Source organism: Paenibacillus nasutitermitis (assembly GCF_014641075.1).
GTDB classification, from domain to species: Bacteria; Bacillota; Bacilli; order Paenibacillales; family Paenibacillaceae; genus Paenibacillus_Z; species Paenibacillus_Z nasutitermitis.
This window is the reverse complement of record NZ_BMHP01000014.1, coordinates 13,159-33,982: the sequence shown is the minus strand read 5'-3', so window position 1 is coordinate 33,982 and position 20,824 is coordinate 13,159. Positions and strand designations below refer to the sequence as shown.

At 51.7% G+C, this 20,824-nt stretch carries 18 protein-coding genes; 17 read left to right on the top strand and 1 reads right to left on the bottom strand.

Going from position 1 to position 20,824, the window contains the following annotated elements; translation table 11 throughout:
* The first annotated feature begins 13 nt into the window (after nucleotides 1–13).
* From IEY46_RS34180 to IEY46_RS34130, 11 genes are all read left to right on the top strand, one after another.
* The gene (locus tag IEY46_RS34180) at nucleotides 14–1,975 is read left to right on the top strand and encodes a DHH family phosphoesterase (RefSeq protein ID WP_189000298.1); all 1,962 of its coding nucleotides are present in this window, start codon (nucleotides 14–16) and stop codon (nucleotides 1,973–1,975) included.
* Complete coding sequence (gene rplI / locus IEY46_RS34175) at nucleotides 1,972–2,418, top strand: 50S ribosomal protein L9 (protein ID WP_189000295.1); 447 nt, start codon at nucleotides 1,972–1,974, stop codon at nucleotides 2,416–2,418. Before IEY46_RS34180 ends, rplI begins: the two co-directional genes overlap by 4 nt.
* A 27-nt stretch (nucleotides 2,419–2,445) precedes the next feature.
* Nucleotides 2,446–3,807 (top strand): replicative DNA helicase, encoded by a 1,362-nt coding sequence (gene dnaB, locus IEY46_RS34170; protein ID WP_189000292.1) that lies wholly within the window; start codon nucleotides 2,446–2,448, stop codon nucleotides 3,805–3,807.
* 168 nt (nucleotides 3,808–3,975) lie between these two features.
* Nucleotides 3,976–5,262, top strand: coding sequence for an adenylosuccinate synthase (locus tag IEY46_RS34165; RefSeq protein WP_189000290.1), 1,287 nt, complete (start codon nucleotides 3,976–3,978; stop codon nucleotides 5,260–5,262).
* Nucleotides 5,263–5,919: 657 nt separating this feature from the next.
* Nucleotides 5,920–6,744, top strand: a complete 825-nt coding sequence (locus IEY46_RS34160; protein WP_189000287.1) for a hypothetical protein — start codon at nucleotides 5,920–5,922, stop codon at nucleotides 6,742–6,744.
* A gap of 132 nt (nucleotides 6,745–6,876) precedes the next feature.
* Complete coding sequence (locus tag IEY46_RS34155) at nucleotides 6,877–8,295, top strand: M23 family metallopeptidase (protein WP_189000284.1); 1,419 nt, start codon at nucleotides 6,877–6,879, stop codon at nucleotides 8,293–8,295.
* A gap of 214 nt (nucleotides 8,296–8,509) precedes the next feature.
* Nucleotides 8,510–9,256, top strand: coding sequence for a response regulator YycF (gene yycF / locus IEY46_RS34150; RefSeq protein WP_189000281.1), 747 nt, complete (start codon nucleotides 8,510–8,512; stop codon nucleotides 9,254–9,256).
* On the top strand, nucleotides 9,253–11,097 hold the full coding sequence (gene walK, locus IEY46_RS34145; protein ID WP_189000278.1) for a cell wall metabolism sensor histidine kinase WalK: 1,845 nt from the start codon (nucleotides 9,253–9,255) through the stop codon (nucleotides 11,095–11,097). The genes yycF and walK overlap by 4 nt, the downstream gene beginning before the upstream one ends.
* Entirely contained in the window at nucleotides 11,094–12,503 is a 1,410-nt protein-coding gene (locus IEY46_RS34140) for a YycH family regulatory protein (RefSeq protein WP_189000276.1), read from the top strand. The genes walK and IEY46_RS34140 overlap by 4 nt, the downstream gene beginning before the upstream one ends.
* Before the next feature lie 4 nt (nucleotides 12,504–12,507).
* A complete protein-coding gene (gene yycI, locus IEY46_RS34135) occupies nucleotides 12,508–13,245 on the top strand; it encodes a two-component system regulatory protein YycI (RefSeq protein ID WP_189000273.1) in 738 nt (245 codons plus the stop codon).
* 132 nt (nucleotides 13,246–13,377) lie between these two features.
* Entirely contained in the window at nucleotides 13,378–14,184 is an 807-nt protein-coding gene (locus tag IEY46_RS34130; RefSeq protein ID WP_189000270.1) for an MBL fold metallo-hydrolase, read from the top strand.
* Here IEY46_RS34130 and IEY46_RS34125 read toward each other — a convergent pair.
* On the bottom strand, nucleotides 14,153–14,374 hold the full coding sequence (locus IEY46_RS34125; RefSeq protein ID WP_373288940.1) for a hypothetical protein: 222 nt from the start codon (nucleotides 14,372–14,374) through the stop codon (nucleotides 14,153–14,155). The two genes, IEY46_RS34130 and IEY46_RS34125, sit on opposite strands and share 32 nt — an antisense overlap.
* 296 nt (nucleotides 14,375–14,670) lie before the next feature.
* On the opposite strand from IEY46_RS34125, the gene IEY46_RS34120 reads away from it, so the two are divergent.
* From IEY46_RS34120 to rlmH, 6 genes are all read left to right on the top strand, one after another.
* Nucleotides 14,671–16,068 (top strand): S1C family serine protease, encoded by a 1,398-nt coding sequence (locus IEY46_RS34120; protein ID WP_189000264.1) that lies wholly within the window; start codon nucleotides 14,671–14,673, stop codon nucleotides 16,066–16,068.
* A 129-nt stretch (nucleotides 16,069–16,197) separates the two neighbouring features.
* Nucleotides 16,198–16,365, top strand: a complete 168-nt coding sequence (locus IEY46_RS34115; protein WP_189000260.1) for a CxxH/CxxC protein — start codon at nucleotides 16,198–16,200, stop codon at nucleotides 16,363–16,365.
* A gap of 331 nt (nucleotides 16,366–16,696) precedes the next feature.
* Nucleotides 16,697–18,844, top strand: coding sequence for an ABC transporter transmembrane domain-containing protein (locus tag IEY46_RS34110; protein WP_189000257.1), 2,148 nt, complete (start codon nucleotides 16,697–16,699; stop codon nucleotides 18,842–18,844).
* Nucleotides 18,845–18,873: 29 nt separating this feature from the next.
* On the top strand, nucleotides 18,874–19,386 hold the full coding sequence (locus IEY46_RS34105) for a hypothetical protein (RefSeq protein ID WP_189000254.1): 513 nt from the start codon (nucleotides 18,874–18,876) through the stop codon (nucleotides 19,384–19,386).
* A gap of 175 nt (nucleotides 19,387–19,561) precedes the next feature.
* Nucleotides 19,562–20,065 carry a hypothetical protein gene (locus IEY46_RS34100; protein ID WP_229750735.1) on the top strand — a complete coding sequence of 168 codons (504 nt, stop codon included), beginning with the start codon at nucleotides 19,562–19,564 and terminating at the stop codon, nucleotides 20,063–20,065.
* 183 nt (nucleotides 20,066–20,248) lie between these two features.
* Entirely contained in the window at nucleotides 20,249–20,728 is a 480-nt protein-coding gene (gene rlmH / locus IEY46_RS34095; RefSeq protein WP_189000382.1) for a 23S rRNA (pseudouridine(1915)-N(3))-methyltransferase RlmH, read from the top strand.
* Nucleotides 20,729–20,824 lie beyond the last annotated feature (96 nt).

The window sequence follows — 20,824 nt, the reverse complement described above, 5'->3', positions numbered from 1 at the left end:
GGCGAATGATGAAATGCCGAAGTTTCTAATTAAAAGATGGCACGGAATGCACCAGCTATGGGCATTTGTGCTGATTATTGTGCTCACGATTGCGCTTGCTTGGTACGACTGGATATGGGGCCTGCTTGGTCTTGTTTTTGCGGCTGGGGTCGGCGTCTATTCCTTGCTGGCCGAACGGGCTTTCCGCCGGGATCTGAAAAAATATTTGGGCACGATGTCGTACAGGGTCAAGAAGGCGGGCAGAGAGATCACCAGCGAGCTGCCGTTTGGGATTATTTTATACACCGAAGACAATAAAGTGGAATGGCATAACAGCTTCGTCAGCCGGATGCTGGAGAAGGAATCGGTCATTGGCGAATCGATGGATGAATTCTTTCCCGCCCTCTCGCAGGCCAAAGAGCGGGAAGGCACGCTTGATGCAGCGATCGGGGGCTCCGTTTATGAGCTGATGTTCCGCTTCGACGAGCGTTTGCTTTATATCCGCGATATCACCCAGCGCTGGCAGCTGGCCAAACGTTATGAGGAAGAGAAGCTTGCACTCGGGATTGTCATGATGGATAACCTGGAAGAGGTTACCCAGGGCATGGATGATCAGCAACGCAGCCTGCTTCTCTCCAAGGCAACAGCCGAGATTACGGAGTGGGCAAGCAAGTTTCATCTGTATTTGAAACGGCTGACCTCCGACCGGTATCTGATTATTACCGATCAGAAGACCTTGAAGCAGCTGGAGCTTTCGCGTTTTGTTCTGCTTGACGAGGTACGTGAGATGTCAGCGGAAATCAAGATTCCGATGACGCTGAGCATCGGGTTCGCCGCAGGTGCGGAAAGTATTGTGGAGCTTGGCCAGTGGGCCCAGACGAGTCTGGACTTTGCTCTTGGTCGCGGCGGCGACCAGGCTGCCGTTAAGGTGGGGCAGCGGCAATCCTTTTATGGCGGCAAGTCCAATGCGGTCGAGAAGCGGACGCGCGTTCGTGCGCGGGTCGTGGCCCATGCGCTGCGGGATTTGATCAAGGAAAGTGAAAATGTCGTCATCATGGGTCACAAGATGCCGGATATGGACTCGATTGGCGCGGCTGTCGGCGTATTGAAAGCAGCTCAAATGTTCAACAAAGAAGCGTTTATTGTGCTGGAGGGCGTTAATCCGGCGGTTCAGAAGATGATGGAAATGCTCAAGGAAGAAGAACGGATTTATAAACGGTTTATTACGCCGGAGCAGGCCATGGGGCTGATGGATAGGGGCACCCTTGCCGTTGTGGTCGACACGCATAAGTCCTCTATGGTCAAGGAGCCCAAGCTGCTCACCTTGACGGACAAGATCGTCGTTGTCGATCATCACCGCAGAGGCGAGGAATTTATCAACAATGCGATTCTGGTGTATATGGAGCCGTACGCATCCTCCACCTGCGAGCTGGTAACAGAGCTGCTGCAATACATTCATGACCGGGTCATGCTGGACGTTCGCGAATCCACCGCGCTGCTTGCAGGCATTACGGTGGATACCAAAAGCTTCTCGCTCCGGACGGGATCCAGGACGTTCGAGGCGGCTTCGTTCCTGAGGCGAAATGGGGCCGACTCGATGCTGGTTCAGCGCATGCTGAAGGAGGATCTGGCCGAATACATCAAGAAAGCCGAAATCATCAAACATGCGGAGATTGTGCACGAGCATATTGCCATTGCCATCACGGAGCAGGACCGGCAGTATTCCCAGCTGCTGATCGCCCAATCGGCGGATACGCTGCTTAACATGACGGATGTGCTGGCATCGTTCGTCATCGGTCAGCGGCAGGACGGTCTGATCGGCATCAGCGCCAGGTCGCTTGGGCATATGAATGTTCAGGTGGTCATGGAGCGGATGGGCGGCGGCGGTCATCTCACCAATGCCGCGGCGCAGCAGGAAGGCACCGTTGCCGAAGTGGCGGCACGGCTCAAACAGGTCTTGCAAGATATCGATAAGGAAGAGGGGTTATTCGAATGAAAATTATTTTGTTGAAAGACGTTAAGGGACAGGGCAAAAAAGGCGATGTTAAAGATCTATCAGAAGGGTATGTACGCAATTTTCTCCTCCCGCAGGGACTAGCCAAGCTGGCATCGGACGGTAATCTGAAGACGTTGGAGCTGCAAACGGCTTCGGAGCAAAAACGCAAAGAGAAGGAAAAAGAGGATGCCAAGGCGCTTTCAGCTAAGCTGGAGGAACTAATTGTCGTTGTGAAAACAAAAGCGGGCGAGGGCGGCAGGTTGTTTGGCGCCATTACAAGCAAACAAATCGCCGAAGCGCTGGAAGCCGGTCACGGCATCAAGGTCGATAAACGGAAAATCGAGTTGGATGAGCCAATTCGTACGCTTGGCGTAACCCAGGTGATGATTAAAGTGCATCCTGAAGTGAAGGCGAAGCTGAAGGTTCAGGCGGCAGAGGAATAATAACAGGTAAAGGGGTTCAACAAGCAGATGAGCAATGAGCTGATGTTTGACCGTGTACCGCCGCAGAATATTGAAGCGGAACAGGCTGTAATCGGCGCTATTCTGCTGAATGCGGAAGCTTTGATCACGTCCATGGAGCGGCTGCGCAGTGAAGACTTCTATTCGCCGGCGCACCAGATCATTTATGAGGCGATGGTGGAAATTGGCGAAGCGAACCAGCCGATTGACCTTGTAACGCTGACGGCTTATTTGCAGGATCGGCAGCAGCTGGAGGAGATGGGTGGCGTCAGTTACCTGTCGAAGGTGGCCAATTCGGTTCCAACGGCGGCGAATGTTGATTATTACGCGCAGATTGTGGAAGAGAAATCCATGCTGCGGCGGCTTATCCGGACGGCCACACAGATTGTATCCAACGGCTATGCGGCGGCAGACGATGTTGGCCTGCTGCTTAATGAAGCCGAGCAGCGGATTATGGAGTTGTCCAATCGCCGCTCAAGTACGGGCTTCATCTCCATTCGCGATGTGCTGATGGAAGTGTTCGAACGAGTGGAGCATCTGTACACCAATAAAGGCGGACCAAGCGGAATCCCCTCGGGTTTCAGCGATTTGGACAAGATGACGTCCGGTTTTCAGCGGAATGATCTGATCATCGTGGCGGCTCGTCCCTCAGTAGGTAAAACGGCCTTCGCGCTTAATATCGCACAGAACGTAGGCGTCCGGGCACGCGAGACGGTCGCGATCTTCAGTCTGGAGATGTCGGCGGCGCAGCTGGTTCAGCGGATGATTTGCGCAGAAGCCAATGTGGACGCGGGACGGATGCGGACAGGCTTTCTCGAAGGCGACGATTGGGAGAAGCTGACGATGGCGATTGGTTCGCTGTCAGAGGCTCAGATCTTTATCGATGATACGCCAGGCATTACCGTGGCCGATATCCGCGCCAAATGCCGCCGTCTGAAGAAGGAGCGGGGCCTCGGGATGATTCTGATCGACTACCTGCAGCTCATACAGGGCCGCGGCAAAGCCGGTGAGAACCGTCAACAGGAGGTTTCCGAAATCTCCCGTACGCTGAAGCAGATCGCCCGTGAGCTGGAGGTGCCGGTTATCGCGCTCTCGCAGCTTAGCCGGGGCGTGGAGCAGCGGCAGGACAAGCGCCCGATGATGTCTGACCTTCGGGAATCCGGCTCGATTGAGCAGGATGCCGATATTGTTGCTTTCCTCTATCGGGATGATTATTACGATAAGGAATCCGAGAAGAAGAATATTATTGAAATTATAATCGCCAAACAGCGGAACGGACCGGTGGGCACGGTGGAGCTGGCGTTCCTGAAAAATTACAATAAATTCGTGGGTCTGGACCGTTCGCATCAGGAACCGGGCCAGGCATCCTAACAGGATGGTTATGGGAATAAGAAGAGGCAATTCCGAACAATCAGATAGGCAACCCTGCAATCGTTCGTTATTTTATTGACTTTGATGGAGTCGCCTGCTAAACTTAACATGCTGCCTGCAACGGCGGTAATTTTCGATGTGCGCTTTACGTCGAATGGGGGTATATCTATGTCAACAGTAGTTGTGGTCGGAACGCAGTGGGGAGACGAAGGCAAGGGGAAAATCACTGACTTTCTGGCGGAAGGCGCGGACGTCGTTGCCCGCTATCAAGGGGGAAACAACGCCGGACATACGATTCTTATCGGCAATAAAAAATATAAGCTGACGATGATTCCATCGGGAATTTTCAATGAAAACAAAGTGAGCGTCATTGGTAACGGAATGGTCATCAATCCATCTGCTCTCATTGAGGAAATTAAATATATTCAGGAAAACGGCTTCAACACGGAGAACCTGAAAATCAGCGACCGTGCCCATGTCATTATGCCTTATCATCTGGTACTCGACGGCCTGGAAGAAGAGCGCAAAGGCGATAATAAAATCGGAACGACCCGTAAAGGGATCGGTCCGTGTTATATGGATAAAGCAGCGCGGGCAGGTATCCGAATTGCGGATCTGATGGATCCCGAGGAGTTCGAGAGCCGGCTCCGCCATATTGTAAAAGAGAAAAATCAGGTGATTCAGCAGGTATACGGCGGCGAGCCACTCGACTGTGAGGCCATCCTGCAGGAATACTTGGGCTATGCCGAGATTCTCCGCCATTATGTAACGGATACCTCGGTTGTGCTCAACGACGCCATTGATGCCGGCAAACGTATTCTGTTTGAAGGCGCGCAGGGCGTTATGCTGGATATCGACCAAGGGACCTATCCGTTCGTGACTTCGTCTAACCCTACGGCCGGCGGCGTGTGCATCGGCTCTGGCGTTGGTCCTTCGAAGATTCAGCAGGTTATCGGGGTAGCCAAAGCGTACACGACACGTGTAGGCGACGGTCCGTTCCCAACTGAGCTGAACAATGAAACAGGCGAGTGGATCCGTGAGCGGGGCCATGAGTACGGTACAGTAACAGGCCGTCCGCGCCGTGTCGGCTGGTTCGACAGCGTTGTGGTTCGCCATGCCCGCCGCGTCAGCGGCATCACCGGCCTTTCGCTGAACTCGCTTGACGTGCTGTCGGGTCTGCAAACGGTCAAAATCTGCACCGGCTACAAGCTGCGCGGCGAAGTGATTGACACGTATCCGGCCAGTCTGAAGCTGATATCCGAGTGCGAAGCGGTATATGAGGAGCTTCCGGGATGGAGCGAGGATATTTCCGATGTGAAAACCCTTGCCGATCTGCCTGAGAATACGCGCCGTTATGTGGAGCGTGTGTCGGAGCTGACCGGTATTCCGATCTCGATCTTCTCGGTTGGCCGCAACCGCGAGCAAACCAATCAAGTGCAGCCCATTTATTTATAAAATAACATACGGCGAATAACAAAAGGACAACGTCTGCGGGCGCTGTCCTTTTTGTTGTGAGCCGATAGGAGTAGCAGAGGGTTGAAGAACTGTCATAGTTCCCGATTCGATATCGAAGGTGGGGTCATAGAAAGCCCGGCGGTTTAACCGTTGAAGAAAATCGAAGAAAACTAACAAACAAGTCCATTCGACTCCTTATGGAGGTTGAATGGGCTTATGTAAGTCAGGGACGAAGTCGACAGTTGGCACGCGAGCGGAACATGGAAGTGTGTCCCGAGAGGGACGTAAACGCTCCACGCTGCTTCGGAATAAAATTATGGAGATTAAAGAAACAGCGTGCGCTGAACGAATATCAGCGCATGCTCTTTTCTCTTTTAGTTGAGGCCGTAAGTAAACTGTAAGAACGGAATTGTATACTTCTTACTTCGTCAATGATATGGATATTGACAGCATCTTACAAACTGTCATGCACGCACAACCGGGTGAAGGCAGCAGGGTTTCGGCTGTTCAAGCGCGGCTGGCAGGCAAGATATTATGAATAATTTTCCACTCATATTGAATGGTTCCTATTGGGACTGCCCATAATGGAGAGTAGAGGTTGGAACGCTAGAGTCCAGCATAGTTAGTTTCCGATAGGAAAGCGGGATGTATGGAAGGATGATAAACATGTGGAAAATGGCCGGATGGCTGGGCAGGACGGTGGCGGCGGGATTAATCGTCAGTTTCCTGTCCATTTGGACAACCGGGTATGTCGTCAATAGTTATGTCGAAACCCTGCTGAAGCAGTACGGTATTCCTTTGGAGCAAACGCCTTTTGCGATGAGCGGGGTATGGGGAGGATTGTGGGGAGCTGACCAGGATCCCAAGAAAACGACGGCATCAGGCAATCAAAGCCCGGACAACGATAACCCGGTAGGAACCGGCAAGAACGGGGATCCGTCAGCGAATGGATCCGGGGCAAGCAGCGATTCCGGATCGGGTACGGATGAGGGCAGTGATACAGGAGGAGTTGCTGAGACCGGCAACAGCAGCAGCAATGCCGGAGCAGGGGATAACGCAGGGAGTGGCAGCCAGTCGGAAGCGGATAATGAGGCAGGCAGCAGCCAGGGCGAGGAAGAAACGCCGCTTGCGGTGGATGCCTTCGGATCTGAGCCCGGTGCGTTGTCCGACATTGGCGGCGGAACAGGTCCCAAAGGCAACAGCGGCGCTTCCAGCGGCCAAACGGGTGAAGCGGAAAAAGAGGGCTTGGCGATGACCACGGACCAATTGAATGCGGCCAAGAACAGCCTGAGCGACGCGGACAAGCAGGAGCTGTTTAATGTCATTATGAAGAAACTGCCGACGGATTCGTGGCAGCGGATATCAGCGTTGATCGAGGGTGGACTTACTTCCGAGGAAATGACAGAGCTCCAGCAGCTGATTGCGCAAAATCTGGATCGGACCGAATACGACCGGATGATGGATATTCTGAAAAAATATTAATTTTTGATAAAGAGTGGTTTGATTGATCCTCCTGCATGGCGTGTGGTAAAGTAATGCGTAGCCATCCATGCACCAACTTCAATGTCGGATTTGGTCGTTTGACTAAAGCGAGAACGTGAAAAGGAGCCAATCATGACCGTTTTGAAGCACAAAAAACCACTCGCACTTATTGGAGGTGCCCTGGTTTTGCTGATTCTAGCAGGATTTAGCGGCAGCCAATACATAAAAACAAATACCGTTGATTTTGTTCAAGTATACAGGGACGGCCAGCTTATAGGCGATTTAAGCTCCCAGGATCAGGCAGAGGCGCTTCTCAGCCGTAAACAGGCTGAAATAGAGGCTGCCAACCCCAAAGCCCAAATGGTTGTAGAAACCGGTGAAGTCACTTATGAACGTAAGAGCGCTTACAAAGCTAAGCCGCAAACGGCAGCTACTTTAGCCAAGCTGGAGAGTTTGCTTACCAGCCATGCTGTGGGGGTGGAGCTCAAGGTTAACGGAAAAGTCGTCGGCATCGTAAAAGATCAGGCCACGGCGGACTCGCTGCTCCAGCGGGTGGAGAACAAGTACGCGCCCCCGGACACAGTTAAAAACAAAACGCTTGAAGTGAAGGCACTTTCGCTCAGCACCAAACAAACCGCAGAGGCACCAAAGTCGGCCACATCACTGAAGTCGGTAAAGTTTATCGAGAAGGTGGCGACGGTAGAGACGGACGTGCAGCCTGATGAGATTGCAGACCCCAATGCCTTGTACTTGAAGCTTGTCAAAGGCGTTGTTGCGCCCACCAAATATACGGTCCAGAAGGGCGATTGCGTCAGCTGTATTGCGACAAAATTTGATATTTCTCCCCAAGTCATTTATGAGCGCAATCCTTGGATAGAGGATGATATGATCCGTGAAGGGGATGTACTGGATCTGACGGTTCTCAAACCTCAGGTGACGGTAGAAACGGTCGAAAATGTAACGGAAACCATTGTGATCGAGCCGACTACCGTAGTACAGAAGAACAGCAATATGAAGATTGGCGAATCGAAAGTGATCCGCGAAGGGAAAAGCGGCAGGAAAGCGCTGGTTTATCAGCTCGTCAAACAAAACGGGTACCTCATGAAAGAGGTGCTCGTCAGTGAACAGGTGCTCGAGAAAACGATCCCCGCCATTATTATGAAAGGCACCAAGGTCGTCGGCGAAGGAACCGGAAACTTCTCTTGGCCGGTTAGCGGCCATAAGGTCACCAGCAGCTTCGGCGGTCGTTGGGGACGCATGCACAAGGGTATCGATATGATCGGCGGCAAGAATATTATGGCTGCCGACACCGGCGTAGTCAGCTTTGCCGGGAAGAAGAACGGATTAGGCTATGCTGTAATTATTAACCATAAAAACGGATTTGAAACCACTTACGGACATTTAAGTAAAATCACTGTCAAAAAAGGCGAAACGCTGGAGAAGGGCGATGTGCTCGGCATTATGGGCAATACGGGCCACTCCTTCGGGACGCATCTGCATTTCCAGCTCGTAAAGGACGGCAATCTGCAAAACCCGATTAAATATTTATAGAAATTTTGTCATCGGCACCCTCGGCTTCTTACGCCGCAGAGGTGCTTTTTTTTTCTGATTTTTTCCCGGTAAATGGATAGTGGCCCTGAGGGAACTTTCATTTGGGAACGGGGTCTATCCTATGATAGAATAGAAAGGAGTTTACAATAATGTTCACAGGGCAACCTGGTACCCTCGATATAGAAGGCTAGCAATAGTGACGGGCGGTGTGACAATGCACGGTAAAATTTTGGTCGTGGACGACGAACAGCCGATAGCGGATATTCTGAAGTTTAACTTGGAGAAAGAAGGCTACCAGGTCATTTGTGCTTTCGACGGCGGTGAAGCGGTGCGGTTGGCTTTTGAGGAACAGCCGGATCTGATCCTGCTGGATTTGATGCTGCCGGTGAAGGACGGCATGGATGTCTGCCGCGAGGTGCGGAGCCGTCTTCAGACCCCCATTATCATGCTGACCGCCAAGGACACGGAGCTTGACAAGGTCCTGGGTCTGGAGCTGGGCGCAGACGATTATGTGACGAAGCCGTTCAGCACAAGGGAACTGCTGGCGCGCGTGAAGGCCCATCTGCGCAGGCAGAAGGCGGAGGTAACGGTATCCGGGAATACTGCCGGCGGACATGCTGCGGAAGACGAGAAGCAGGGGCTGGGTATTTTCAACCTGTTCATCGATACCGATATGTATGTGGTGTACAAGGATGACGAGCCCTTGGATCTGACCCACCGCGAATATGAGCTGGTCTACTATCTGGCCCGCAACAGCGGAAAAGTGATGACCCGGGAGCATCTGCTGCAGGCGGTATGGGGATTTGAATATTTCGGGGATGTGCGGACTGTCGATGTCACGATCAGAAGGCTAAGGGAGAAAATCGAGGACGATCCGAGCCGTCCGGCCTATATTCTCACAAGGCGGGGTCTGGGCTATCTGATGCGCAATCCCAAGTCCGGGGGATTCGGGTACGGATGAAAGGGATACGTTTCTTCCGCAGTATCCAGGTGAAGCTCATTATCATTTATGTGCTGCTCATTCTAATCGCGATGCAGTTGATCGGCGTGTATTTCATCAGCACGATGAAGACGTCGCTGACGAGTACCTTCACCAAGAACATGAATGAACAGGCTAACCTGCTCTCGGAGTTCGCGGCCCAGACGTTAGCGAGCAAGCCCGACAAGACAGCTGATGCAAGCGGCCAGCAGACGACGGAAGAAGACCTCAATATGCTGGTCCGCAGCTTGTTCAGCATCAATGAAGCGGAAATTCAAGTGCTGGATGCTGCGGGAAAAGTATTGGCCACCTCGGTTCAGGCTCATCAGTCGTATATCGGTAAGAAGAACACTTCGCTTGCCGTCAGCCGGGCGCTGCAGGGGATCCGCGACAATGAAGAGGATGTTATTGACGAAGACAACGTCCGCAAAAAAATTATCGCCAAGCCGGTAATCAACGGCGATAAGATTGTGGGGGCCGTTTATCTGGTGGCCTCCATGAAGGACTTGTATCAGACGGTAGACCGCATCAACCGGATCTTTATGTCCGGCATGATCTTCGCGCTGGGGCTTACTGGCGTCTTGGGCGTTCTGCTGGCGCACACGATTACGAACCCTATCAAGGGTTTGACTCGTCAAGCAGCGGCGGTCGCTGAGGGGCGTTTCAACCAGCAGGTTCCGGTGCTCGGCGACGACGAGATCGGACGGCTCTCCGAGGTGTTCAACGATATGACGATGCGGCTGCGCGATGCGCTCTCGGCCAATGAAGAGGAGAAGGATAAGATCTCTTCCATTCTGGCTAATATGAGCGACGGCGTTGTCGCCGCTGACGAGCATGGGATCGTGATGATCACCAATCGGCGGGCCGAGGAAATGCTGCGTGAAGATTCATGCCAGGGCTGCCGGCTGAATGAACTGTTCGGCATGGAAGAGGAGAAGCTGGCTGGTCTGCTGAACGGCAATGAAAAAGCTGCGGTGATTCATCATCATATCCATCCGGGCAGTGAGGATGAGGACGAGCTGATGCGTGTCACGTTTACCCCGATCCGCAGGCGCGACAAAGGCATATCCGGCACGATAGCGGTGCTGCAGGATGTGACGGAGCAGGAGCGGCTCGAACAGTCCAGACGCGAGTTCGTAGCCAATGTATCGCATGAGCTGCGGACACCGCTGACCACGATCAAGAGCTATACCGAAGCGCTGGATGACGGGGCTATGGAGGAGCAGGAGCTGGGTCAGCGGTTCGTCGGGGTCATTCGCAACGAGACGGAGCGGATGATCCGCCTTGTCACCGATCTGCTGCATCTGTCGCGGCTGGATTCCAATCAGGCGCCGCTGCGCCGGCAGCAGACCGGGGTTCACGAGATGCTGGAGGAAGTGGCGGACCGGTTTTCTTTTCAGCTGCGGAGCAAGTCGATTCGTGCGGAAGTCCATGTCGAAAAAGGGATCGACACCATTCTGCTGGACCGGGATCAGATCGATCAGGTGTTCGACAATCTGGTTTCCAATGCGATAAAATATACGCTTGATGGCGGGAAGATTGTGATTTCGGCACGCAGACTTGATACGGCTGCAATTGCGATCAGCGTCAAGGATACAGGAATCGGCATTCCGAAGAAGGATTTGAACCGGATATTCGAACGTTTCTACCGGGTGGATAAGGCGCGTTCACGCAATATGGGCGGTACCGGTCTTGGGCTGTCTATTGCCCGGGAAATTGTAAAGGCGCATGGAGGCTCGATATCGCTCGATTCCGAACTGAACGAGGGAACGACGGTGACGGTATTGCTGCCGGCTCTTATAGAGGACGGTGAGCCGGTATGATGGAGAAAACCAAAACCGCTCTGCTCGCCGCGCTTGTTGTGATCAGTCTGCTGCAAAGCTATCTGCTGGCCTACAGTATGCCGGGTCTTGGGGTCACGACCTCATCGAAGCAGGACTATGTGTCGACAGAGTCGATGGGACAGGAAGGAAAGCTTGAGAATCTCATTTTTCCGGAAGATATTGTGCTTCATCTGGGCAAAGAAAAACATACGGTTCTTTATCCTTCGATGAATTTCTATAATCTGATCTACACCAAAATTCAGAGCCGGGAATTTAAAGGATTTCAGCGCAACACGTTCTCCGTGCTCAACTGGGATGAGGTGCGCGATCGCGATCTGGGCGTGGAGCTGCGCTTCGGAACCGGCGTTCCGGTGGAGCTGCTTGGGAAGGTTCTGAAGCTCGAAGGAGATCTGCAGTTTCTGGGTGATGTGATCAACCGGATCTGGATCTTTAAGAACAGCGACCGGGAAGAGGTGCGGACCTATTTCTTCAGCGCCAATGGCATGACGGTCTATGAATCGGTTAAAGCGGACCTGACTGCGCAGGATGTTCAGATGTATGTCGGCTATGGGGAATTTCAAACGTCGTATGAGCCGATTGAGGATGACATTTACACTCCGAGCGGGCCGATTGAGTCCCAGTTGGCCATAGTGAACTATCAGACTTATGCACCGGAGCAGATGCAGCGTAATCTCTTCTTCGATCCGGGCGTAACAAGGGCGATTGTCGACCGCAGCGGCTCGCAAATTTTCACCGACGGCAAGCGCGGCCTGCAGATAGAACAGAACGGCAAATGGATCAGCTATACCGATCCCGTAGCAGGCCAAGGCGAGAGCAATAGTGAAAGCGAAAATGTATATGAGTCGATCAGGTTTGTCAATCAGCATGGCGGATGGGACGGGCTGAACCGCCTGCTGCATACGGAAACGCTGGACAGGCAGACCGTCCGCTATCAGCAATATTACAGCACGCAGTTCTACGGCTCCTACCCCATTGTGCCTAACTCCCCATTTATTTTTGGCGAGATGAAGCTGCGGCTGCAGCAGGGCGTAGTCTCTGAATATGCGAGGTCGCTCATCACACTGGATAAGAAGGCGGAATCGCAGGAGGTCAGGTGGCTGCCTGGCGGAGAGACGTTGAAGAGCGAGCTGGCCCGTTATAGCAGGCGGGGTGAAGTGAATGCCCTGTACCCTGCCATGCTGGCTTCGCCGGAGGAAGAGGACAGGCTGAAGCTGGAGCCGGTATGGGTGGTTCGTCTGCGGGACGGCACCCAGGAGGTGCTCATGAAATCGCTGGGCGAGAAGCCGGAGCCCGGCGAGCCGGGCGGGGCTGCACTGCCCGTTGGCGGAGCAGATAGCGGTGAGGCAGAAGAAGGCAAAAACAAAACAGATACGCAAAGGGGGTAAACCGATGGATTGGGGCAGGGCAAAGAGCGTGCTCATATTCGCATTTTTGATGCTGAACGTCATACTGGGGTACCAGCTGTGGCTGAACATCCAGGAAAGGCAAAGCGCGAATGCGGATGCAGGCTCTCTGCCCCCGGATACGCTGGCTATTATGCAGCAGAAGAATATTTCATTTGCTGCGAATATACGGATTCCATCGGAGACGCCCAAGCTGCGGGATTTGACATTCCGGGTCACGAACAAGCTGGGTATCGGTGAGCGCCATGAGCTGGAAGAGCCGGTAGAGAGTAAGATTGTGTTCAACAAGAAGGAGCTTCAGGAAGATTTGGGCTCCATCATTCCGGAGTTGAATCTATACGGCTTCGACTCGGACAAGGATATCGAATTTGTATTTAACCGGATGGTGGATGGACGTCCGATGTTCGATGTGAAGCTGGAGTTGTTCTACAGCAACCAGAAGATCACGGCTTACCGGCAGGATGTGATCGAGCTCGTAGCCGGAGAGGATTCGCGGGAACAGGTTGTGCTCCCGGCTACGAAAGCACTGGGCAGCCTGATTGAGAATCACCTCCACAACGGGGCGGTAATTCGGGAGATCAAGCTTGGCTATCACGGGCAGCCTTTTGATTCCGAGACGCAGTTCTGGTCGCCATCCTGGCGGGTGCTCCTGGAGGATAATAGTGTCTATTATTATGTGGATGCTGTGAGCGCCGAAGTCGAAACCGTTTCACAGTCCGGGTAATTGCTATTTTCGAAGGTTTGAGCAGGGTAGTGGGATGAGAAATGTGAAAAATTGTGCTTCAGATGCAACATGAGGCGCGGTTTGGTCGTTGTGAAGGATGGGGAGCAGGGGAAAGGACAGGTTTAATAAGCTATGGGACTTCGATTTACAGTGCTAGCCAGCGGTTCAACGGGGAACGCAACGATTGTGCAGAGCGATAGTGCGACTGTACTGGTCGATGTCGGATTGAGCGCGAAGAAAATGGAGGAGCTCATGCGCGAGCGCGGTGTTGCCGGGCATCATCTGGATGCCATTCTCGTCACGCATGAGCATTCTGATCATATTAAAGGATTAGGCGCATTTGCGCGAAAATTCAATCTGCCGATATACGCCAATCAGGCGACATGGGAAGCGTTGGAGCGCCACGTCGGGCAGATTGCGGCGGAGAAGCGGGTCGTGATCGAGACGGGCGAGTCGGTAACCTTCGGATCGATGAAAACGACCTCGTACGCCATCTCGCATGATGCGGCCGAGCCGGTAGGCTATACCTTCGATTATGAAGGCGAGAAGCTGGGTCTGGCCACGGATTTGGGTTATGTCAGCGATAAGGTGAGGCTCGTGCTGGAGGATTCCGATGTCCTGGTGCTGGAGTCGAATCATGACGTCAACATGCTGCGGATGGGGCGCTATCCCTGGAATATCAAGCGGCGGATTCTGAGCGACATCGGACATTTGTCGAATGAAGCGGCGGGGGAAGCGTTATGCCAGCTGCTCACAGACCGGACGAAACGCGTCTATCTGGCTCATTTAAGCCTTGATCATAACTTGATGGATTTGGCCAAGCTTACGGTGAATAACATATTAGAGAGCAACGGGTTCTTCTTTCGGCAGGATGAATATCCCCTGCGGGAAACCTATCATAATAAACCTACGCCATGGGATGAAGTGAAGCGTCGATAAGAGCATCAAGCTGAACGTCGAGCATTGCGGTTTTCTGCTCAAGCTCCTCTTCTGTCATCAGGCCTTTCTCGATCAGCAGCTCGGATAGAGCGCCAAGCGCAAGCAGAATGCGGTAATGATCATCCTTGAGATCGGCGAGCTTGGCTGCGAGATTCAGATGTTCCTTTGCTGCGAATGATGGGCTTGTCATCATTTTTTCGCTCCTTTCAAGATTTTAATTGTACATACAGGGTAATAACGGAGTATGGGATGCATATGTATATGCATCGCGCAAGCCGTTATGGTCGTGCGGCACATGACGCATAGTCACCAATTGTGCGTGCATAACGAAGGATGTAATATCCACCTTAGCCGTCATCGCTTGTACTACTAGAGCGTGATAACCATTCGTACTTCTATATATCTATTGTAGTCTATTCTTCCAATATCATTCCCAGCTTTGAAAAAAAATCTTGATGTCGAAGGCATCGAGAGGAGCGATTATAGATGAGCTTGTTCGACGACGATTTCTATTCCACACGCATCTCCCGTCGTACCCGCCAGGCCAAACGGGAAGATAAGTCCTTCTCGTCCCGCAAGGGAAGGGGCATGAAGGGCATGAACTGGTCCAACACCGGTATTGCTCTAACGTCGTCGCTGATTAGTGCTCTTGCCGTGGTGTTGGTGTTCGGTCTTGTGACCGGCTTTCACCGGTCCGGGGACGGTGCGAACGGCGCTTCCGCTCCCGTTACATCGTTGAATGCCATCGATCCCATGGATAAGACCATCCAGGCCGCGGCCAAGGTCCGGCCTGCGGTCGTGAGCATTATCAATGAGCAGTCGCTGCCTGATTTCAGAAATAATACAAGCGGTGATGCTTCGAATGATGAGGATACCGAGAATGAGCTGGCTCAGGCTGCTCTCGGTTCCGGATTTATTTTTGAGAAAGTGAAGGGCAAAGCTCATATTATTACGAATAATCATGTGGTGGCGGATGCCGAAGCGCTTAAAGCGGTGCTGAGCGACGGCAGGACTCTTGATGCGAAGGTTATCGGCAAAGACCAGATTACCGATCTGGCGGTACTGGAAATCGACGGCAAAGACATTGATACGGTTGCGGAGTTTGGCGAATCCGATGACCTGCAGGCCGGTCAATGGGTGATGGCTATCGGCAATCCGCTTGGGCTGAGCGACTCCTTGTCCCTGGGTATTGTCAGCAAAACCAAACGGATTATCCCGGTCTCGCTCAGCCAGGATGGCGTCTACGATTGGGAGCAGGAGGTCATACAGATTGATGCCTCGATCAACCAGGGCAACAGCGGCGGACCGCTTATCAATCTCGATGGCAAAGTGGTTGGTATCAACAGTATGAAGGTTGCCGATTTTGGCGTTGAAGGGGTCGGGTTTGCGATTCCGACGCATGCCGCGCTGCCGATTGTAAAAAGTTTGCTGGAGAACGGCAAAGTGAATCGCCCGTATCTGGGTGTCTATACGATGGACCTGGATCAATATTTGGCTCAACAATCGATGGGCAAAGGGAATCAGGGCGATACCGGTGACAGTGAAGAAGATGATCCGGACGCAAACGGCGATACCGGTCTTGATGACGGAGATTCCTCTGCGGATGAGGATCAAGTGCCGGCAACGGCCGCGGATCTCAAGCTTCCCAAAGATGTGACGGCGGGCGTTATTGTGCTGGAGGCGGTGGGACCGGCGGAGAAAGCGGGCCTGAAGTTTAACGATGTCATCGTGAAGCTGGATAAGACGGCGATCGGAAGCACGATGGATCTTCGCAAATACTTGTACGGGAAGAAATCGATTGGCGATGAAATTGAGATTACGTATTACCGGGACGGCAAGAAGAAGACAGCCACGTTTAATCTTGGTGAAAATACGGAAAAATAGAAGATAGGCGAGAAGCGGATCAGTTCCAGTGAAGGTGTCCTCCATATCGGGGATACCTGTATATGGGTAAGCTGATCCTTTCGTATGCAGGGAAGAAGACCGAATCTACCATGGGAGGACAAGCAGTAAATGTATTGTGTATGCAAAGAGCATGTGGAGCTGGCGATTGATAAATTTGTCGATGATTATGAGGATGCGCCGGATATTGTCGATCTGACGATCACGACGTTCTCGGAGTGGACCAAACCGGATACCTGCGATCTGTGCGAGCGGCCAGCCGAGTATTTGGTGGTATAGCCGATGCGGATTCAGAGGGTAGCGGTGGGAAGCTGAAGGAGCGCTACCTGGCGATGGGAATCGCCGATCAACGATGCGGTTGATTTTACTGTGACATGACGCAGGCCTAATCCAAATAATCAGTGAAAGCAGCCTGGAGTTGATACAACTCCGGGTTTTTTTAGCATGATACCTTCGGGGATTGCCGTTATCCTGTGCATGGAAAAATACGACAAAATCTTGATTCTTTCTTCCCTGGCTCTGATATAATTAGTAAAAAAGGCTCAGAAGATAGACTAGTTTTGGAGTCTGGAAGGCGATTATCTTCATAGTCCCAGGAGGCGCGATAACCTTGCATTTCGTACGGCAATTGCTGCGGCATTTTACTCCCTATAGATTTATGTGCGTGGTCTTTATATTTAGTGTTTGTTTCGAGGTCGCGTATGCCGTAGCTTCGCCATTAAGCCTGAAATATTTGGTGGACGATGCGTTTACGCCGAAGGATTTTCAGGCGTTCCTTTTCATATTAACTATTTTGTTCAGCGGGGGATTGTTAAACATAGTCGTTAGTGCCTTCGGAGATCACACAATAGGGAAGCTGAGCGGTGAAGTGATTCGGAAGCTCAGGGGTGAGCTGTTCGTTCATTTGCAGCGGCAGTCTCTTCCCTTCTACGAGCGGTACAGAGTTGGCGATCTCGTTACCCGTTTCTCTCTGGATATGTCCTCCATTGAGCGGGTGATTCGTTTTGCAAGTCCGATGTTCCTGAAAGAATCTCTTAGTATCCTGCTCGGACTCAGTATGTTATTCGTCATCGAATGGAAGCTCACGTTAGCCATGATAGCTGGCTCTACGTTGATGTTCATAGGTCCATGGCTGCTGCAAGGACGGGCCGAAGCCGTGAATGTGAACTACAAAGAAGCCCAGGAGCGCTTCTCCAATACAATCGATGAAATGGTCAAAGGGCACAAAACCATGAAAGGCCTCAATCAACAGCTCCGATTCCGGGAACGGGCAGGGAAACAAATTCAAAATCTGTTTTCATTCGGAATGAAGCTGCATGTCAACAATTCCTTGATGGAGCGATTGCCCTTAACCGCATTGCTCATTCTGAACGGCACGATGATTGGCTTCGGCGGCTATTTGATATTCCATGACCAAATGACGGTCGGCGGATTTATGGCTTTCTTCACGTTGTTTATGAGTATAGGCCAGGCGGGCTCCAATTTATCGTTCTTAATTCCAAATCTGATCGAGTCGAAAATAAGCTTCCAGCGCATCGAAGAGATATTTGGCCACAAGCCAGACGTTCCTGAATCGTCCGATCCCAAAGAGCTTCCCTCAACCTTCAACACGGTCCAAATGGAAGGTGTAACCTTCGGCTTTACTGCGGAAGCTTATCAATTGCAAGACGTCAGCCTGCGCATTGAAAAAGGCATGTATGTGGCTTTCGTAGGTCCAAGCGGTTCAGGTAAAAGCACCATGCTGCAGCTGCTTTCCCGATTTTATGATCCCATACAGGGGACTGTCAGGATAGATGACCATGATCTGCGGACCGTAAGCGAGGTTTCCCTTCGAAGGCTGTCTACGCTGGTCAGTCAGGATACCTTCTTATTTAACGGGACAATAAAGGATAATTTAAGGCTGGACAATGAAGCGTTGACGGATGAGGATGTCGTTGCAGCGGCCAAGCAGGCGAGAATTCATGATGCGATTGCCAGCTGGCCCGCGGGGTATGAAACGATGATTCACCATGAAGGCGCATCTCTATCGGGAGGCGAACGGCAGCGTTTATCGATCGCAAGAGCGATACTAAGAAACCCGCAGCTGCTTCTGCTCGATGAGGTGACGTCTGCTCTGGATCCGGCCACGGAAGCCGACATTAACCAGCTGCTCCAGGAAATTCGTCACAGTAAAACGATTATTTCGGTCACCCATCGCTTGGCATCGGTCGTGAACGTCGATATCATCTATGTTTTCCAAGCAGGTCGAATCGTTGAATCCGGAAACCACGAGGAGTTATTAAATCAGCAAGGGCTCTACCGCAGCTTATGGGAGAAACAGAACGGTTTCCAACTATCCCAAGACGGGCTGTATGCGACAATCGATGCGGATAGGCTCTCTAAGCTGCCATTCTTCGAAGGGATTGCCGCTGCGCTTTTGGAAGACGTTGCTGCGCTATTTTCAACGGAAACGTGCCAGGAAGGTGACGTGATCGTACAGGAGAAGGAAGAAGGAAATAAATTTTATATTATTGTCCGCGGCAAATTTGAAGTGTTAAAGCATTCCCCCGAGGGCGGGGATAAGCGGGTAGCGATCCTGCAAGACGGTGATTACTTCGGTGAAATCGCCTTGTTGAGAGGTATTCCGCGAACCGCGACTATTAAGGCGATGGGCCCATCGATGCTGTTATCCATAAGGCGGGAGGCTTTCCGTCAACTAACAGAAGAACATCCATCCCTTCTTAACACCTTAGAACGCGCATTGGAGAAGAGAATGTAAGGCCACTGGGGCGGGAGGGAGTACTAACGATGAAGCGGTTCAAATGCTGCGATAACGACGAAGAGTTCGGTAAAGTGAGTTTATTCATTCTTGAGCGCAAACGGGATCTGCATCTCTCCTTTATGACGCTGGACATCGTGTCTATGCTTTATACCTATCTGACGCAAGGGCATTTGTTTATCGTGACGGACGACGACAACGAAATCCTGGGAGCATCAGCCTACTATCATGGGACGCCCGAACGAGATTTTATGGATAAAGACGTTGCGTTCATAGACTTGGCCATTATGGATAAACCGCGGAGGGGAACCCGGCTGTTTGTCTCCAGTCTGATGAGCCTCGTAGATACGATCATCGAGAAACATCCGGAGGTAAAAGAACTGCGTTTTGCCGCATTGGGGGAAAATACGTATCTGTGCAGGTTATATGCCAAATTCGCTGCCTTTAGCTATATGCGCGACGGCAATATAGGACAGGAAATGGTTTTTTCTGAGGGAATATTCCAAATAAGGGATACCCTAAAAAAATATGATATCGTATAATAGGTGGTAGATTACCAATTTTCGGATAAAAGGAGGAGTATCGAATGATCCCACCAAAACCATCAATAGACAAGAACCAAAAAGGCAGCGGCTTAGGTAAAATCATTATCGCGAACGATTCTTTAAGAGCGCAACTCAAATAATGTCTTTCGAATTCCGTCCTTGCGAACTGGAAATGGATTATGAAGCTTATATGAAGTTTCTGCTGCGGTACCAAGAAGAGCTGAATTTGCCGTATTCTTTTGCCATGAAACTTAGTTTTATCGGGAGCCCGCTGCTATTCGGCAAGGCAATGCTCATCTTCAACGATGATCCTTACGAGATTGTGGGTGCAGCTGGATTTGTTTATGGTACGGGTGCCAACAATTACGAGGACCGTCATGTTTGTCAGATCGAGATTGCCTTTCTTCGAAAAGAGTATCGAGGCACGTTACTGTTCCAACGAGGATTGCAGGCGCTGACCGCATTAATGAAATCCGGTGAACCCGCAATTGAGCAGGTGCAATTCTGGGTCTCCGCTGATCAGGAAGGACTAGGGAGACTCTTCTCCAAATTCCTTGATTTGCCGGATTCTACACAACAAGCCGTAAATCAATTATCGTTTTATCGATTTTCTTTTCATGAGTTGGAAGCATATGTACGGAAAATCAGTAAACTACCTGTAGGATTGGGTGAATAAAAGGTCGATTTTTAGCAGAGAAATCTGTTTAAGGATCGGCTTTTTCAACATATATGCAGGTTAGGCAAAAGTATAAAAGATCCGTAGTGGCGGTGATCCTTGACTGATAAAAAGAGAACGAGCGCCATTGGTATGCCTATACATCGAATGGTATGATGGGAAGAAAATGAAATGGAGCGCGTCATGCACATACAAATATTGACCGTTGGAAAATTAAAAGAGCGCTATCTCGTGGACGGAATCGCCGAGTACGTGAAGCGGCTTGGCCCGTATGCCAAGCTGCAAATGATTGAGGTGCCGGATGAGAAGGCACCGGAGAACATGAGCCCTGCTGAGGAGCAGCAGGTGCGGGAGAAAGAGGGCGAGCGGCTGCTGGCCAAGCTCGGCGCGGATGTGTACGTCGTGGCGCTGGCTATCGACGGCGAGATGTGGACAAGCGAGCAGCTGGCGGGCTCGCTCGATAAGTTGGCCACCTACGGGCGGAACCAGGTGGCCTTCGTCATTGGTGGCTCGCTCGGACTGTCGAGCGAGCTGCTGCGCCGCGCGGATATGCGGCTGTCTTTTGGCCGCATGACGCTGCCGCACCAGCTGATGCGGCTGGTGCTGGTGGAGCAGATTTATCGGGCGATGCGGATAAATCGGGGGGAACCGTACCATAAGTGACGGCGAAAAATTGTAGTGTAGAAAGTTTGGTTCGCCATACATTCGCCCTGTTTCCAGTCTCAATATTAGATGACAATTACTTTTGAAGCGCATTCG

Bases quoted from the DNA above. Each gene is read 5' to 3' on its own strand.
- walK (WP_189000278.1), top strand. From the start codon at position 9,253: ATGAAAGGGATACGTTTCTTCCGCAGTATCCAGGTGAAGCTCATTATC.
- IEY46_RS34100 (WP_229750735.1), top strand. From the start codon at position 19,562: ATGGATTATGAAGCTTATATGAAGTTTCTGCTGCGGTACCAAGAAGAG.
- yycI (WP_189000273.1), top strand. From the start codon at position 12,508: ATGGATTGGGGCAGGGCAAAGAGCGTGCTCATATTCGCATTTTTGATG.
- yycF (WP_189000281.1), top strand. From the start codon at position 8,510: ATGCACGGTAAAATTTTGGTCGTGGACGACGAACAGCCGATAGCGGAT.
- IEY46_RS34105 (WP_189000254.1), top strand. From the start codon at position 18,874: ATGAAGCGGTTCAAATGCTGCGATAACGACGAAGAGTTCGGTAAAGTG.
- IEY46_RS34140 (WP_189000276.1), top strand. From the start codon at position 11,094: ATGATGGAGAAAACCAAAACCGCTCTGCTCGCCGCGCTTGTTGTGATC.
- IEY46_RS34160 (WP_189000287.1), top strand. From the start codon at position 5,920: ATGATAAACATGTGGAAAATGGCCGGATGGCTGGGCAGGACGGTGGCG.
- rplI (WP_189000295.1), top strand. From the start codon at position 1,972: ATGAAAATTATTTTGTTGAAAGACGTTAAGGGACAGGGCAAAAAAGGC.
- rlmH (WP_189000382.1), top strand. From the start codon at position 20,249: ATGCACATACAAATATTGACCGTTGGAAAATTAAAAGAGCGCTATCTC.
- IEY46_RS34165 (WP_189000290.1), top strand. From the start codon at position 3,976: ATGTCAACAGTAGTTGTGGTCGGAACGCAGTGGGGAGACGAAGGCAAG.
- IEY46_RS34120 (WP_189000264.1), top strand. From the start codon at position 14,671: ATGAGCTTGTTCGACGACGATTTCTATTCCACACGCATCTCCCGTCGT.
- IEY46_RS34180 (WP_189000298.1), top strand. From the start codon at position 14: ATGCCGAAGTTTCTAATTAAAAGATGGCACGGAATGCACCAGCTATGG.
- IEY46_RS34125 (WP_373288940.1), bottom strand. From the start codon at position 14,374: ATGACAAGCCCATCATTCGCAGCAAAGGAACATCTGAATCTCGCAGCC.
- IEY46_RS34130 (WP_189000270.1), top strand. From the start codon at position 13,378: ATGGGACTTCGATTTACAGTGCTAGCCAGCGGTTCAACGGGGAACGCA.
- IEY46_RS34155 (WP_189000284.1), top strand. From the start codon at position 6,877: ATGACCGTTTTGAAGCACAAAAAACCACTCGCACTTATTGGAGGTGCC.
- dnaB (WP_189000292.1), top strand. From the start codon at position 2,446: ATGAGCAATGAGCTGATGTTTGACCGTGTACCGCCGCAGAATATTGAA.
- IEY46_RS34115 (WP_189000260.1), top strand. From the start codon at position 16,198: ATGTATTGTGTATGCAAAGAGCATGTGGAGCTGGCGATTGATAAATTT.